The following is a 14,170-nucleotide window of genomic DNA, read 5'->3' as shown; positions in this document are numbered from 1 at the left end:
CCCCGCCTCCGACGCCCGCCACGCCCCGGCGCCCCCGCGCCTGCCCCCGTCCGCCCGACCCCGTCCGACGCCTCGCCTGCCATCACCGGCTCTCCACACCTCTTCTCGCACGTCGATCGGCACCACGCACCCGGGCGTCCACCCCTCGTCCGCCTGCCCGTCATTTCTCCCCCCGCGCGGGCCGCGATATGGCACAATAGACGGCGTTACGCATAGCGCCTGTATCTTTCGAAAGGGGATACCATGACTATCAAGGTTGGCATCAACGGCTTCGGCCGCATCGGCCGTCTGGCGTACCGCGCCATGGCCAACGACCCCGCGATCGACGTGGTCGCCGTCAACGACCTGGGCGACATTCCCACCATGGCCCACCTCCTGAAGTACGACTCCGTCCACGGCCGCGCCTTCGAGACCGTCGAGGTCACAGAGGACGGCTTCATCGCCGACGGCCACGCCGTCAAGGTGCTCTCCGAGAAGGACCCCGCCAACCTGCCCTGGGGCGAGCTTGGCGTGGACGTGGTGGTCGAGTCCACCGGCTTCTTCACCGACGCCCACAAGGCCCATGCCCACATCGACGCCGGCGCCAAGAAGGTCATCATCTCCGCGCCCGCCAAGAACGAGGACATCACCATCGTCATGGGCGTCAACGACGACCAGTACGACCCGGCCCAGCACCACATCATCTCCAACGCGTCGTGCACCACCAACTGCCTGGCCCCCTTCGCCAAGGTGCTGCTCGACAACTTCGGCATCCGCCGCGGCTACATGAACACCATCCACTCCTACACCAACGACCAGAAGATCCTCGACCTGCCCCACAAGGACCTGCGCCGCGCCCGCGCCGCCGCCATGTCGATGATCCCCACCACCACCGGCGCCGCCCGCGCGGTCTCGCTCGTGCTCCCCGAGCTCAAGGGCAAGCTCGACGGCTTCGCCACCCGCGTTCCCACCCCCGATGGCTCGATGGTTGACCTGACGGTGGAGCTCGAGCGCGACGTCACCGTCGAGGAGGTCAACGCCGCCATGAAGGCCGCGGCCGAGGGCCCGCTCAAGGGCATCCTCGAGTACACCGAGGATCCCATCGTCTCCATCGACATCGTGGACGACCCCGCCTCCTCTATCTTCGACTCCAAGCTCACCATGGTCATGGGCGGCGAGGGCAACTTCGTCAAGTGCGTGTCCTGGTACGATAACGAGTGGGGCTACTCCAACCGCGTGAAGGACCTCGTGAAGATCCTGCTCCCGTAACGCTTCGCGTCCTGTGAGAAGCGGCCTCCTCGCGGGGCCGCTTTTCTGCATAGAGGGGGCGGGCGCCCGGTGCCCGCCTTGGCCCGAGAAAGGAACGACATGGCCGACATCAAGACCATCGACGACGCCGACTTCGCCGGCAAGCGCGTGCTCGTGCGCGTCGACTTCAACGCGCCGGTGGACGGCGAGGGCAACGTCACCGACGACACGCGCCTGCGCGCGGCGCTGCCCACCATCGACAAGCTCGTCGGCGACGGCGCCCGGGTGATCCTCACGAGCCACCGCGGCCGTCCGGCGGGGGAGGGCTACGAGGAGGCCTTCAGCCTAGGCCCCATCGCCCGCCGCCTGCAGGAGCTGCTCGGGCGCGACATCGTGCTCACCCGCGACCTCATCGGCCCCGAGGTGGCCGAGGTGGTGGACGCCATGGAGAACGGCGACATCGTGCTGCTCGAGAACATCCGGTTCGACAAGCGCGAGAAGAAGAACGACCCCGCCTTCGCCCGCGCCCTGGCCGACCTGGCCGACGCCTACGTCAACGACGCCTTCGGCACCGCGCACCGCGCGCACGCCTCCACCGCCGGCGTGGCGGCCCTGCTGCCGGCCTACGCGGGCTACCTCATGGAGCGCGAGGTGGCCACCCTCACCGGCATGCTCGACGAGCCCAAGCGCCCCTTCGTCGCCATCCTCGGCGGCTCGAAGGTCTCCGACAAGATCAAGGTCATCGACGCCCTCATGGACAAGGCCGACGTGCTCATCATCGGCGGCGGCATGTGCTTCACGTTCCTGCTGGCCCAGGGGTACGAGGTGGGCGCCTCCCTCAAGGAGGACGACTGGGTGGAGCGCGCCGCGGGCCTTATCGAGAAGGCGCGTGAGCGCGGCGTCGCGCTGCTGCTGCCCACCGACGTGGTGGTGGCCGACCGCTTCGCCGAGGACGCGGCGACTAAGACGGTGCCCGTGAGCGCCATCCCCGAGGGCATGATGGGCCTCGACATCGGCCCTGAGACGGCCGACGCCTACGCCGCCGCCATCGCCGACGCCGCGTCGGTGTTCTGGAACGGCCCTATGGGCGTGTTCGAGATGGAGCCCTTCGCCGCCGGCACCCGCGCCGTGGCCGAGGCCGTGGCCGCCAACGAGGCCGCCGACACCATCATCGGCGGCGGCGACTCGGTGGCCGCCGTCAACAAGTTCGGCCTGGCAGATGCCATGACCTTCATCTCCACCGGCGGCGGCGCCTCCATGGAGCTCGTGCAGGGCGAGGCCCTGCCGGGCGTCGAGGCCCTGCGCGCCTAGGGGCGCCGCCACATCTGACCGTTACGACCAAGGAGCCATCCATGACCAAGCGCAAGCCCCTCATCGCGGGCAACTGGAAGATGAACAACACCGTCAGCGAGGCGGTGGTCCTCGCCCAGGAGATATCCAACGGCTGCGAGAAGGACTGGACCGAGCTCGTCGACGTGTGCGTCTGCCCGCCTTCCGTCGACCTCAAGGCCGTTCGCGGCGTCTTCCTCTTCGACCGCATGAAGGTGGCCGTGGGCGCTCAGAACGTCTACTACGAGCCTAAGGGCGCCTTCACCGGCGAGATCTCCGTGGACATGCTCTCGGAGATCGGCTGCGAGTACTGCATCATCGGCCACTCCGAGCGCCGCGAGCTGTTCGGGGAGACGAACGAGGGCGTGAACCTCAAGGCGAAGGCCCTCATCGCCGGCCGCATCAAGCCCATCGTGTGCGTGGGCGAGTCGCTTGCCGTGCGCGACGAGGGCGCCTACCTCGACTACGTGCGCGTTCAGGTGCGTGCCGCCTTCGCCGGCATCGAGGCCTCTGAGGCCGCCGAGGCCGTGGTGGCCTACGAGCCCATCTGGGCCATCGGCACCGGGCGCACCGCCACGCCCGAGCAGGCCGAGGAGGTGTGCGCCGCCATTCGTGCCACGCTGGCCGAGCTCTTCGGCGCGGAGGTCGCCGAGGGCATGCGCGTGCTCTACGGCGGCTCGATGAACGAGGGCAACGCCGAGCTCCTGCTGGCTATGCCCGACATCGACGGCGGCCTCATCGGCGGCGCGTCGCTCAAGGCGGGCTCGTTCCTCACCATCGTGAAGGCCGCGCTGTAATGGCCGCGGACGCCGCCGCGCGCGCGGGCCTGCGCAGGCCGGTCTGCCTCATCATCATGGACGGCTTCGGCCTGGCCGATCCGGGGGAGGGCAACGCCATATCCCAGGCCGCCACGCCGGTGCTCGACGACCTGTTCGCCCATCGTCCCTGGGTGCGCCTGGAGGCGTCGGGCCAGGCCGTGGGCCTGCCGGACGGCCAGATGGGCAACTCGGAGGTGGGCCACCTCAACATCGGCGCGGGGCGCGTGGTGTTCCAGGAGCTCACCCGCATCAACAACGCCTGCGCCGACGGCTCGCTCGCGGCCAACCCGCGCATCCAGGAGGCCTTCGAGGCCGCTAAGGCGCCGGGCGCGGCGCTGCACCTCATGGGGCTGCTCTCCGACGGCGGCGTCCACTCCTCGCAGGAGCACCTCTACGCGCTCCTGCGCGCCGCCCGCGATGCCGGCGTGCCCACGGTGCGCGTCCACTGCCTCATGGACGGCCGCGACGTGCCGCCGGCGAGCGGGGCGGGCTACGTCCAGCAGCTCCTCGACGTCATCGGCGAGCTGCGCGACGGGGCCGCGGGCGTCTTCGATGCCGCCATAGCCACCATCTCGGGGCGCTACTACGCCATGGACCGCGACAACCGCTGGGAGCGCGTCGAGCGGGCCTACGACACGCTCGTGGACGCGGCCAACCTCTGCGAGGCGGGCGCCGTGGCTGCCATGGAGGCCTCCTACGGGCAGGGCGTCACCGACGAGTTCGTGGTGCCCGTGGCCCTGGACGACCGCGGCATGCGCGACGGCGACGCGGTCATCTTCTTCAACTTCCGGCCCGACCGCGCCCGGGAGATCACCCGCGCCCTCACCGACCCGGACTTCGCCGGCTTTCCCCGCACGCGCTGGCCGCGGCTGTCGTTCGTGTGCCTGACCGAGTACGACCCGGACATCCCGGCGCCGGTGGCCTTCGCCAAGGAGTTTCCCGACAACGTGCTGGCCGACGTCATCGCCGATGCGGGCCTGCGCCAGTATCACATCGCCGAGACGGAGAAGTACGCTCACGTGACGTTCTTCCTGAACGGCGGGCGCGAGGAGGAGAAGGCGGGGGAGACGCGCTCCCTCGTCGCGAGCCCCAAGGTGGCCACCTACGACCTGCAGCCCGAGATGAGCGAGCCGGAGGTGGCGCGCCGCCTGGCAGACGCCATCGCTGCCGACGAGGCCGACGTCTATATCGTCAACTTCGCCAACTGCGACATGGTGGGCCACACCGGCTCGGTGAGCGCCGCTGTGGCCGCGGTCGAGGCCGTGGACGCCGGCGTGGGGGTCGTGCTCGACGCGGTGGCGGCCACAGGCGGCGTGGCGCTCGTGACGGCCGACCACGGCAATGCCGACAAGATGATCGCCGAGGACGGCACGGCGCACACGGCGCACACCACCGCGCCGGTGCCGCTCATCCTGGTGGACGAGACGGGCGCGGGGCTCGCGCTCTCGGGGGAGGACGGCCGCCTGGCCGACATCGCCCCCACGCTGCTCACGGCGCTCGGGCTGCCGGTGCCGCCGGAGATGACGGGCAAGAGCCTCCTTGCCTGATGGGGCCGCTTTGGCTATAATCAGCTACTTGCGTATTGATGTTCGTCCTGCGAAGAGAAGAGTGAAACCTTGAGTCCGCTGCTTATCATCATGCTTATCCTGCTCGTCGTCTCCGGCGTCGGGCTGGTCGTCTTCATCCTGCTGCACTCCGGCAAGGGCACGGGCATCTCCGATGCCATCGCCAGCTCCATGTACTCCACCCAGACGGGCACGAGCATCGTGGAGAAGAACCTCGATCGCATCACCATCATCCTTGCGGTCGTGTTCATGGTCTCCCTCCTGGTGCTGATGGTGATCTATCCCCACGGCTCCATCTCCGCTTAGGGGCGCGCGGCTAAGTTTCGAAAATTTCCGGTTGCATACGCACCGGGTTCTGCTAAACTAATCGTCGCTGTTTGAAGCATGTCAGAGTGGTGGAACGGCAGACACGCTAGCTTGAGGTGCTAGTGCCCATATATCGGGTGTGCGGGTTCAAATCCCGCCTCTGACACCAGCGAAACCCGAAGAGCCCCGTCAGGGGCTCTTTTCATTATCAGGCGGCTCGACGGGCCGCCGAGGAGGGAGGGCCGTCCCATGGCCGTCGAGAGCTCTGCGGGCACGTCTCACGCCCACCGCGTCGAGCGCGTGCTGTGGATCGTCTTCGTGCTCAACCTTGCCGTGGCGGCGGCCAAGTTCTTCTACGGCCTGGCGTCGGGCTCGGCCTCCATGCAGGCCGACGGCATCCACTCGGTGTTCGACTCGGTGGGCAACATCGTGGGGCTCGTGAGCATCGCGCTGGCCGCGCGCCCGGCCGACGAGGGCCATCCCTACGGCCATTCCAAGTTCGAGACCTACGGCTCGCTCGCCATCGGCGCGCTGCTGCTCCTGGCGGCCTTCGAGGTGGGCAGCGGGGCCGTGGGCAAGCTCATGAGCGGCTCCTACACGGCGGTGGTCACGCCGGCGTCGTTCGCCGTCATGGTGGGCACCCTCGTCATCAACCTGTTCGTGACCACCTACGAGCGACGTGCCGGGCGGCGTCTCAAGAGCGAGATCATCATGGCCGACGCGGCCCATACGCTCTCCGACGTGTTCGTGTCGCTCGGGGTCATCGCGGGTCTGGTGCTCGTGGCGCTCGGGTTCCCGCAGGCCGATCCCCTCATGGCGCTCGTGGTGACCGCAGCCATCCTCGTGTCGGCTTGGGGCGTGTTCCGCACGGCGTTCCGGACGCTCTCGGATACCGCGCAGCTGCCGGAGGCCGCCGTGCGGGCCGTGGCGGCCTCCGTGCCCGGCATCCGCGGCGTGCACCGGGTGCGCACCCGCGGCACCGAGGCCGAGGTCTACTGCGACCTGCACATCTGGGTGGACCCCGCCATGACCGTGCGTGACGCCCACGCGCTCGGCGATGAGGTGGAGGCGGCCGTGAAGGAGCAGTTCCCCGCCGTGCGCGAGGTGCTCGTCCACATCGAGCCCGAGGGAGACGCAGGAGAGGACGAGGGGCCGGCGCGCTAGGGGAGGACGGCCCCGGCCGCGGGATGCGGGCATAAAAAACAGGCGACCGAAGTCGCCTGCTGGGGTTTCATGGTGGGCGGTACAAGATTTGAACTTGTGACCCCTACCGTGTCAAGGTAGTGCTCTCCCCCTGAGCTAACCGCCCACGTTGTGGTGAGCGACGCATTTCCGCGTCAGCAAGTGGATATTCTACCAGAACGCCCTCTGGTGGCAAGACCCTATTTCTGAAAATCTCCAAGCGGCCGCGTGGGGAAAAATTCCAAAAACACCCTTGCGCGTCTCGGTCACTTCCACTAATATATTTCCTCGCGACGCGGACATGGCTCAGCTGGTAGAGCACCACCTTGCCAAGGTGGGGGTCGCGGGTTCGAATCCCGTTGTCCGCTCCATTGTCATCGAAAGGCCGGCCCGAGCAACGCCCTGGCCGGCCTCTTTCATGACAGATGCCGCATGACGAGGCGACGTGGCCAAGTGGTAAGGCAGAGGCCTGCAAAGCCTTCACCCCCGGTTCAAATCCGGGCGTCGCCTCCAGCTTCTCGGCATCCACGCGTAACGCGGACATGGCTCAGCTGGTAGAGCACCACCTTGCCAAGGTGGGGGTCGCGGGTTCGAATCCCGTTGTCCGCTCCAGAACTCCAAGGGCTCCCCTCCGGGAGCCCTTTTTCGTGCGCGACAAGGAAGAAGCGGAGGGAGCTCGCGATATGAGGCTTCCCTTGGCGCTACGAGCGTGAGCCTGGTCGTGGTCTCGCGCTTTATCTGGCAGAAGGCCTGGAGCGGTGTCGTCGGATGTGCGTTTCAGGCCCTAGGGCCCTCGCTGCCGATGGCAAAGCCTCCGGCTCCGTCGACCGCGGCCATGACGGGGCGAACCCTTCGCCATCGGCGTCGTCCGCGACGCGCCCGACTCGCTCTGGGCCGGATGCCCCGCGAGCACGTCCTCTCGCGGGCAGGCGACGGGCACGGCGGCGCTCCTGCCCGCCCAGACATCATCCGGGAAGACCGCCTCGCCTGTCTCGCCGGCAGGGGGAGATGCCGGCCACAGCTTCCAAAACAGCGCGCGCTTGCGCCAAGACGTTCTACCCGCGCCCGCCGCGTCCTCCTCGGATCCTTCGAGAGGGGCCCTTCCAGGAAGGCTCCGAGGAGGCTTGGCCGAGGAGTCGATGCGACGGGCGAAGGCGGCCCCGCACCGCTTGCGTCGCCATCTCTGTCTGCCCGGCGGGGTGAGTCCGTGGCGCTTTATCGCGACTCCGTATGAGCCGCGCCGTCCGATTCTGCACAGTTTCGACGACTTTGTGACAGAATCGGGTCCGCCATCACGCGTGGAGGGGCCTCGCTGGGGAGCCATCCGGAAGACCGGCCAAGCCGACCTGGGAAAACGCCCGTTGTGTCCCGGCCAGCGGATGCGCTGCTGTCGCAAAGTCGAAAAAAGTGTGCAAAATTGGGGGAGGGTGCGGCCCACGCCCTCGAAATGCCGCCCCCCCGGGGGGCGGCCGAGGAACGCGATAGGCGGCTCTTCAACGCGAGGGGGCGGCCGCCGCGTGGCATGGCCGGAGGGCTATCCCGTGAAGCGGATTCCCACGTACTGGGCGGTAGCGGGCAGGCCGCTTGACTTGTAGACCTCTGACAGGCCGATGACCGAGATGCGCCAGGTGTAGCCGTCTGCGGTGCCGGCCTGGTAGGTGTTGCCCGCGTCGTCTACGCCCGAGTCGGTGACCATGGTGCTGTCGAGGCCCTGGGACTCCATGGCGCTGAAGATGGCAGAGTCGGCGTCGGTGGCGGTGAAGTCGGCATAGTGCAGGCGCAGCACGGTGCCCGACTTGCGCGAGACCTCCAGGTCCCACGACCCGTTGAGCAGCTTCGCGGCGCTTGCGGCCGAGATGTTGTTGATGCCCTGGAGGTAGAGCAGGCCCGCCTCCTCGAGCGGTACGTCGGAGGGCAGCTTCACCACGTCGAAGCCTCCCTCGGCGTTCGTTCCCAGGGGGACGCGCTCGTAGAGGGTGAAGCCGGCGTCGGTGAAGGTCTGCATCATGGCCGCGTCGTCGAGCGGCATGAGCGAGGAGAGCACGGGAATGTCGGCCGACACCTCGCGGGTGAGGTTGCGCTGGAGCGCCTCCTGCTCGCCGGCGGGGGCGAGGTAGACGCGATCGACCCACTGGAACAGCAGCCAGCCGCCTACGACCACGGCCACGAGGGCAAAGGCGGCCATGCCGCGCTGGACGAGCTGGGGCGGGTCGAGCGGGCGGCGCAGGCCCTTTCCGTCGAGGTAGCGGACGGAGCCCTCCTGCGGTTCGGCGGGACGCTCCTCGCGCTGCTCGGCAGCCGCGCGGCCGTGTGCGGCAGGCGCCTTCTCGTCGGCGGGGGCGGCGTCCCCGGCGTGCTTGCCGGCGGAGGACTTGCTGTGCTTGGCTTCCATGGGGCTGCTCCTGAACAGATGTGATGGACTCGCCGATTATACCATTGCGCGCCGCCCTGCCCTTTGTTAGCATGGGGCGGCATCCCCTGGGGGAGTAGCTGGCGCCAGCAGGCGCGGCTCGTTCAACATCATGGCGACGGTTTCCCGCTTCTGCGGTCACAGCCTGCCTGGCGAGCCTTAATTAGCGAGACTCATGGTGCACGCTGGCATCGGAAGGCGCCGCTGTGCACCGTGAGTCTTTTATTTTGCCGGGCCGGCGCGGCCCGCGAGCAGAGGAGGAACCTGTGGACCTGTCGATATTCCTGACCCCCGAGGCGTGGATCAGCCTGCTTACGCTCATCTTCCTCGAGATCGTCCTGGGCGTGGACAACCTGGTGTTCATCTCCATCACTACCAACCGCCTGCCCGAGGACAAGCGGCACATCGGCCGCAAGCTCGGCCTGGCCGGCGCGCTCGTCATGCGCGTCCTGTTCCTCTGCTTCGCCTCCTTCCTCGTGCACATGACCACGCCCCTGTTCACCATCGACCTCGGCTTCTTCAGCCACGGGTTCTCCGTGCGTGACATAGTGATGCTCGTGGGCGGCGGCTACCTCATCTACAAGGGCATCAGGGAGCTCGTGGACGTGCTCGCCCTCACCGAGATCAAGGCCGAGACGTCCGAGGAGCACAAGGCGCTCCACCTCATCTCGCTTCCCCAGGCCGTCGGCACCATCATGGTGATGGACCTCGTGTTCTCCATCGACTCGGTCATCACGGCGGTGGGCCTGGCCGAGCACCTCATCATCATGATCCTGGCCGTCATGGTCGCCGTCATCATCATGATGGTGTTCATCGACCCCATCTCCAACTTCATCAACAGCCACCCGGAGATGAAGATCCTCGCGCTCGTGTTCATCGTGGCCATCGGCGTGCTGCTCGTGCTCGACTCCGCCGGCATCCACACGAGCATCGAGGTGCTCGACATGCACATGGAGAAGCTCATGGTCTACTTCGCCATGATCTTCGCGGTGGTGCTCGAGCTCATCCAGATGCGCTTCAACACCAACCTGACGGCGTGGAAGCGCGAGCTGGCCGATGCCGCCATCGACGATGCGGTCTGCGAGGCCGAGGCCGGCGCGGTGCCGGCTGAGGTGGGCGCTCATGCCAAGGAGCGCGTGGACGCCGCCATCACCTCGGCCGAGCGCGTGGAGTAGGCGTCTGGCCCGTCGCGCCGCCCCCAAAGGAAAAGGAAGGCCCCTGACCGGGGCCTTCCTTGCGTTCTGGGGCTAGGCGCCGTCTTCGCCGTAGAGCTTGACGCATTCCTCCGAGACGATGAAGCGCGCCGCCTCGGGCATCATCCGCACGGTGAAGGGGGTGGTAAGCGCGGTGACCTCGCCGTCGTACTGCACCGGCAGGGGCGGGTCGGCGCTGACCGATATGGTGCGCCCGCGATGCAGCTCGAGGGCGTCGGTGCGGTCGGGGAAGTCGCCTGAGCGGTCGAGCATGCTGGCGAGCAGGGCGGGGATGAGGCCGAAGGCGTCGCGGGTGTGGAGGACGGCCACGTCGAACACGCCGTCGCGCGGGAGGTTCTGGTGCACCACCGGCAGATCGAACTGAATCTTGGAGAAGTTGACGATGAGCACGCCCACCCCCTCGCTCTCGATGACCTCGCCGTCGATGTCGATGGTGAAGCGCGAGAACTGCGGCAGCGGGTTGGTGAGCGCGGAGGTGAAGTAGGCCATGGGCCCGAGCAGGCGCTTGGCCGGCTTGGCGCCCTGCATGATGAGGGCGTCGTAGCCCGCGCCGGCCATGATGGAGAAGCCGAAGCGCTCGCCGGAGGCCAGCTCTATCTCGCCGAGGTCGAAGTCCATGATCTCGCCCTCGCGCGTGAGCTTGGCGAGCGCGTGGGGCTCGGCGGGGGAGGCCAGGTTCATGGCCAGCAGGTTGGCGGTGCCGGCGGGAAAGGGCAGGACGGGGATGCCCGTGTCCGCCAGGAGGTAGGTCACGGCCGCTACGGTGCCGTCGCCGCCGCTGGCGATGACCGCGTCGAACTCCTCGGCGTCGGCGAGGAAGCGCCGCAGGTCCGTGGAGCCGTCAGTCGATCGGATGACCACCTCGTCGCCGTCGGCCGCGAACGCGCGGATGTAGTCGTATATCGCGCCCTCCCCGTAGCCGGAGACCAGGTTGTTCACGATCAGCAGTTTCACAGGAGTCCTTTCCCTTGCTATGATGGGGATGGTACTACAATAGCGTGGCGTCCTCAGACGTCAGGCCCTGTTTGTAAGGAAACGACCCGGTGTACATCGACAACCAAGAGACCCTGGAGGCCTTCGTCGAACGCGCGCGCGCCTCATCGGTGCTGGCCATCGACACGGAGTTCCTCCGCGAGAAGACCTACTACGCCCGCTTGTGCCTGCTCCAGCTGGCCACCGACGACGAGGTGGCCATCGTCGACCCCTTCGCCGTGAGCGATTTGCACGTGCTCGTGCCGCTTCTGGCCGACCGCGGCATCGTCAAGCTGTTCCATGCCGGCGGCCAGGACCTGGAGATCCTCTACCGTGAGGTGGGCATGCTGCCCGAGCCCATCTTCGACACCCAGGTGGCGGCGGCCCTGCTCGGCCACACCCAGCAGATCGGCTACGGCGCGCTCGTCCACTCGGTGTGCGGGGTGAATCTCAAGAAGGTGGACTCCTACACCGACTGGTCGCGCCGGCCGCTGTCGGACTCGCAGCTGGAGTACGCCGCCGATGACGTGGTGTACCTGCCGGGCATCTACCGTGAGATGTGCGCCATGCTCGATGCGCGCGGGCGGCGTGAGTGGCTCGCGCCCGACTTCGCGGAGCTATCCGATCCGGCCCGCTATGAGGCCGACCCGCGCCAGCGCTTCCGGCGTCTCAAGCGCGTCTCGTCGCTCTCGCGCCGCCAGCTCTCGGCTGCGCGCGAGGTGGCGGCCTGGCGCGAGGAGGAGGCGGCCCGCCGCGACGTGCCGCGCAAGTGGGTCATCACCGACGAGCAGATCGTGGAGGCCTGCAAGCGCGAGGCGCGCAGCATCGACGAGCTGTTCATGGTGCGCGGCATGCGCGAGAAGCTGCCCACCCGCGACGCGCGGACGGTGGCGGCGCTGCTGCGCAAGGGGCTCGACGAGCCCCAGGACCGGTGGCCCGTGCTCGACCGTGCGTCGAAGAGCGAGCCTAACGTGGACGCCCAGCTCGACCTCATGGAGGCGGTGGTGCGCCTGCGCGCCCGGGAGAACGGCATTGCCATGCAGACGCTTGCGAGCCGCGATGACCTGGCCCGCCTGGCCCGCGGCTACACCGAGGAGGTGGACGTGCTGCGCGGCTGGCGGCGCGCCATGGTGGGCGAGGAGCTGCTCGATCTTCTGGCCGGGCGCCTGGCGCTCAGCCTGGGCGAGGAGGGGCTGCGGGTGACACCCGTCCCCTAGGCTCGCGCGGGCGGCGCGCGGCGGCAGGCAGGTCCTCGGTTACGGAGGTTTGACGCTCTTCGTCCCGTGTGATCAAGGGCGTACTTCTGTTTGCTATAATGCCACCCCATACGTTACGAGACACCCCAGAAGGAGTGATGAGAGCCATGAACATGAGCTACCTCATGCTGGTGGCGGCAACCCTGGTCATCGGCCTGGGCGCCCAGTGGTACGTCAACAGCCAGCTCAAGAAGTACACCCACGTCTCCATCGGCAACGGGCTCACCGGTGCCGAGTGCGCGCGCCGGATGCTCGCCTATTACGGGATCCATGACGTGCAGGTATATCGCGGAGGCCCGGGCCAGGATTTCTTCGACCCGCGCAGCAACTCGGTGACCCTCTCGCCGGAGGCCTACGACGGGCGCACCATCACCGCTACCGCCACGGCCTGCCACGAGGTGGGGCATGCCTGCCAGTACGCCCAGGACTACGCGCCCATGAAGATCCGCGGCGCCATCGTGCCGGCGGTGAACCTGGCCTCCAACGCCTGGATCTTCCTGCTCATGCTCGGCATCATCATGGTGAGCAACAACCTCATCCTGGCCGCCATCGTCATGTACGCCGTGGTGGTGCTCTTCCAGCTGGTCACGCTGCCGGTCGAGTTCAACGCCTCGCGTCGCGCCATGGTCTACATGGGCGAGATCGGCCTGGCGCAGCAGGAGCAGGCCGGCGCCTGGAACGTGCTGCGCGCCTGCGCCCTCACCTATGTGGCCGCCGCGCTCACCTCCATCCTGCAGCTGCTCTGGCTGCTCGGCCAGCGCCAGGACTAGGCTGCCATGGCGCTTCAGCGGCAGGAGGGCCCCGAGGGGGCCGCGCGCAAGGAGGCGCTCTCCGTCTCGGCCGCCATGGCGCTTGCCAAGGGCGCCCTCGAGGGCGTGACGGTGCGCCTGGTGGGCGAGGTGTCGGAGCTCTCGGCCAAGCCGGGGTACAAGGCGGTCTACTTCACGGTGAAGGACGCGTCTGCCTCGCTGCCCTGCATGATGTGGAACAACCGCTACCAGGCCGCGGGCGTCGAGCTGCGGGTGGGGGCGCTTGTGGAGCTCTCGGGCCGCTTCACCCTGTACGCGGCCAAGGGGCGCATGAACTTCGACGTGTTCTCCGTGGCGCTCGCCGGGGAGGGCAACCTGCGGCTGCAGGTGGCCAACCTCGCGCGCAAGCTGGCGGCCGAGGGACTCACCGACGAGGCGCGCAAGCGGCCGCTGCCGGCGTATCCCCAGGTGATCGGCTTGGTTACGTCGCCGCGCGGTGCGGCGGTCCACGACGTGCTGCGCACCCTGCGCCGGCACTACCCGCTGGCCCGCGTAGCGCTCGCCGGCGTGCCGGTGGAGGGCGCCGGCGCGCCGGCAGCCCTCATCGAGGGCATGCAGCGCGTCGTCATGGACGGCGCGGAGGTGGTGCTGCTCGTGCGCGGCGGCGGCTCGTTCGAGGACCTCATGCCCTTCAACGACGAGGGGCTGGCCCGCGCCATCGCCGCCATGCCCGTGCCGGTGGTCACCGGCATCGGACACGAGCCGGACACCTCCATCGCCGACATGGTGTCCGACCACCGCGCCTCCACCCCCACGGCCGCCGCCTCGGCCGCCGTGCCTGATGTGCGCGCGCTCGCCGGCGAGCTTGGCGCCCGCGCCCACGCGCTGGCCTCCACGGTGGGGCGGCGCCTCGAGCGCACGCGCCTCATGCTGGAGCGCCTGGCGATGCGCCCGCTGTTCGCCGAGCCCGAGCGGCTCCTGGCCTCCGACGCCCAGACCCTCGATGATCTGTCCGCGCGCCTGGCCCAGGCGCTGCCCGATGCCCTGGCCGCTGACCGGCGCGAGCTCGACGCCCTGCGCGGCGCCCTCGTGCGCCTGCTGCCCGGCGCCATCGCGCCCCACGCCCGCCGCGCCTCGGACGC

At 68.5% G+C, this 14,170-nt stretch carries 12 protein-coding genes and 5 tRNA genes; 14 read left to right on the top strand and 3 right to left on the bottom strand.

The window, feature by feature from the left end; translation table 11 throughout:
• The first annotated feature begins 243 nt into the window (after positions 1-243).
• From gap to D1643_RS07130, 7 genes are all read left to right on the top strand, one after another.
• Entirely contained in the window at positions 244-1,248 is a 1,005-nt protein-coding gene (gene gap, locus D1643_RS07160) for a type I glyceraldehyde-3-phosphate dehydrogenase (protein ID WP_160709973.1), read from the top strand.
• A 99-nt stretch (positions 1,249-1,347) separates the two neighbouring features.
• A complete protein-coding gene (gene pgk, locus D1643_RS07155) occupies positions 1,348-2,538 on the top strand; it encodes a phosphoglycerate kinase (protein ID WP_160709972.1) in 1,191 nt (396 codons plus the stop codon).
• 41 nt (positions 2,539-2,579) lie between these two features.
• Positions 2,580-3,353 carry a triose-phosphate isomerase gene (gene tpiA / locus D1643_RS07150; RefSeq protein WP_160709971.1) on the top strand — a complete coding sequence of 258 codons (774 nt, stop codon included), beginning with the start codon at positions 2,580-2,582 and terminating at the stop codon, positions 3,351-3,353.
• Positions 3,353-4,921, top strand: coding sequence for a 2,3-bisphosphoglycerate-independent phosphoglycerate mutase (gpmI, locus tag D1643_RS07145; protein WP_160709970.1), 1,569 nt, complete (start codon positions 3,353-3,355; stop codon positions 4,919-4,921). Before tpiA ends, gpmI begins: the two co-directional genes overlap by 1 nt.
• A 69-nt stretch (positions 4,922-4,990) precedes the next feature.
• Positions 4,991-5,245, top strand: a complete 255-nt coding sequence (secG, locus tag D1643_RS07140) for a preprotein translocase subunit SecG (protein WP_160709969.1) — start codon at positions 4,991-4,993, stop codon at positions 5,243-5,245.
• Positions 5,246-5,325: 80 nt separating this feature from the next.
• A tRNA-Leu gene (locus D1643_RS07135) sits at positions 5,326-5,414 on the top strand.
• A gap of 80 nt (positions 5,415-5,494) precedes the next feature.
• Entirely contained in the window at positions 5,495-6,409 is a 915-nt protein-coding gene (locus D1643_RS07130; RefSeq protein WP_160709968.1) for a cation diffusion facilitator family transporter, read from the top strand.
• A gap of 70 nt (positions 6,410-6,479) precedes the next feature.
• On the opposite strand, the gene D1643_RS07125 is transcribed toward D1643_RS07130, so the two are convergent.
• Positions 6,480-6,554, bottom strand: a tRNA-Val gene (locus D1643_RS07125).
• Between the two features lie 168 nt (positions 6,555-6,722).
• Here D1643_RS07125 and D1643_RS07120 point away from each other — a divergent pair.
• The 3 genes from D1643_RS07120 (at position 6,723) to D1643_RS07110 (ending at position 7,039) form a co-directional block, all read left to right on the top strand.
• Positions 6,723-6,798: transfer RNA gene (locus D1643_RS07120), tRNA-Gly, on the top strand.
• 68 nt (positions 6,799-6,866) lie between these two features.
• Positions 6,867-6,940, top strand: a tRNA-Cys gene (locus D1643_RS07115).
• Between the two features lie 23 nt (positions 6,941-6,963).
• A tRNA-Gly gene (locus D1643_RS07110) sits at positions 6,964-7,039 on the top strand.
• Between the two features lie 922 nt (positions 7,040-7,961).
• On the opposite strand, the gene D1643_RS07105 is transcribed toward D1643_RS07110, so the two are convergent.
• Positions 7,962-8,819 carry a teichoic acid transporter gene (locus D1643_RS07105; protein ID WP_160709967.1) on the bottom strand — a complete coding sequence of 286 codons (858 nt, stop codon included), beginning with the start codon at positions 8,817-8,819 and terminating at the stop codon, positions 7,962-7,964.
• A 284-nt stretch (positions 8,820-9,103) separates the two neighbouring features.
• Here D1643_RS07105 and D1643_RS07100 point away from each other — a divergent pair, with 284 nt between their 5' ends.
• A complete protein-coding gene (locus D1643_RS07100) occupies positions 9,104-10,012 on the top strand; it encodes a TerC family protein (RefSeq protein ID WP_160709966.1) in 909 nt (302 codons plus the stop codon).
• 72 nt (positions 10,013-10,084) lie between these two features.
• Here the strand turns inward: D1643_RS07100 and D1643_RS07095 are convergent, their stop codons facing one another.
• Positions 10,085-11,005 carry a diacylglycerol kinase family protein gene (locus D1643_RS07095; RefSeq protein WP_160709965.1) on the bottom strand — a complete coding sequence of 307 codons (921 nt, stop codon included), beginning with the start codon at positions 11,003-11,005 and terminating at the stop codon, positions 10,085-10,087.
• A gap of 89 nt (positions 11,006-11,094) precedes the next feature.
• Between D1643_RS07095 and rnd the strand changes: the two genes are divergently transcribed.
• From rnd to xseA, 3 genes are all read left to right on the top strand, one after another.
• Positions 11,095-12,240 carry a ribonuclease D gene (rnd, locus tag D1643_RS07090; RefSeq protein ID WP_160709964.1) on the top strand — a complete coding sequence of 382 codons (1,146 nt, stop codon included), beginning with the start codon at positions 11,095-11,097 and terminating at the stop codon, positions 12,238-12,240.
• Positions 12,241-12,386: 146 nt separating this feature from the next.
• A complete protein-coding gene (locus tag D1643_RS07085) occupies positions 12,387-13,049 on the top strand; it encodes a zinc metallopeptidase (RefSeq protein WP_370520314.1) in 663 nt (220 codons plus the stop codon).
• A 6-nt stretch (positions 13,050-13,055) separates the two neighbouring features.
• On the top strand, positions 13,056-14,170 hold a 1,115-nt coding region (gene xseA, locus D1643_RS07080; protein WP_160709962.1), incomplete at its 3' end, for an exodeoxyribonuclease VII large subunit.

It is taken from the genome of Enterorhabdus sp. P55, assembly GCF_009911695.1.
GTDB lineage: Bacteria > Actinomycetota > Coriobacteriia > Coriobacteriales > Eggerthellaceae > Enterorhabdus.
The sequence above is the reverse complement of the archived record's forward strand: the minus strand, read 5'-3'. Positions and strand labels throughout refer to the sequence as shown.

Coding starts and splice junctions, on each gene's coding strand:
- pgk (WP_160709972.1), top strand. CDS start 1,348: ATGGCCGACATCAAGACCATCGACGACGCCGACTTCGCCGGCAAGCGC.
- D1643_RS07130 (WP_160709968.1), top strand. CDS start 5,495: ATGGCCGTCGAGAGCTCTGCGGGCACGTCTCACGCCCACCGCGTCGAG.
- gpmI (WP_160709970.1), top strand. CDS start 3,353: ATGGCCGCGGACGCCGCCGCGCGCGCGGGCCTGCGCAGGCCGGTCTGC.
- D1643_RS07105 (WP_160709967.1), bottom strand. CDS start 8,819: ATGGAAGCCAAGCACAGCAAGTCCTCCGCCGGCAAGCACGCCGGGGAC.
- tpiA (WP_160709971.1), top strand. CDS start 2,580: ATGACCAAGCGCAAGCCCCTCATCGCGGGCAACTGGAAGATGAACAAC.
- D1643_RS07085 (WP_370520314.1), top strand. CDS start 12,387: ATGAACATGAGCTACCTCATGCTGGTGGCGGCAACCCTGGTCATCGGC.
- gap (WP_160709973.1), top strand. CDS start 244: ATGACTATCAAGGTTGGCATCAACGGCTTCGGCCGCATCGGCCGTCTG.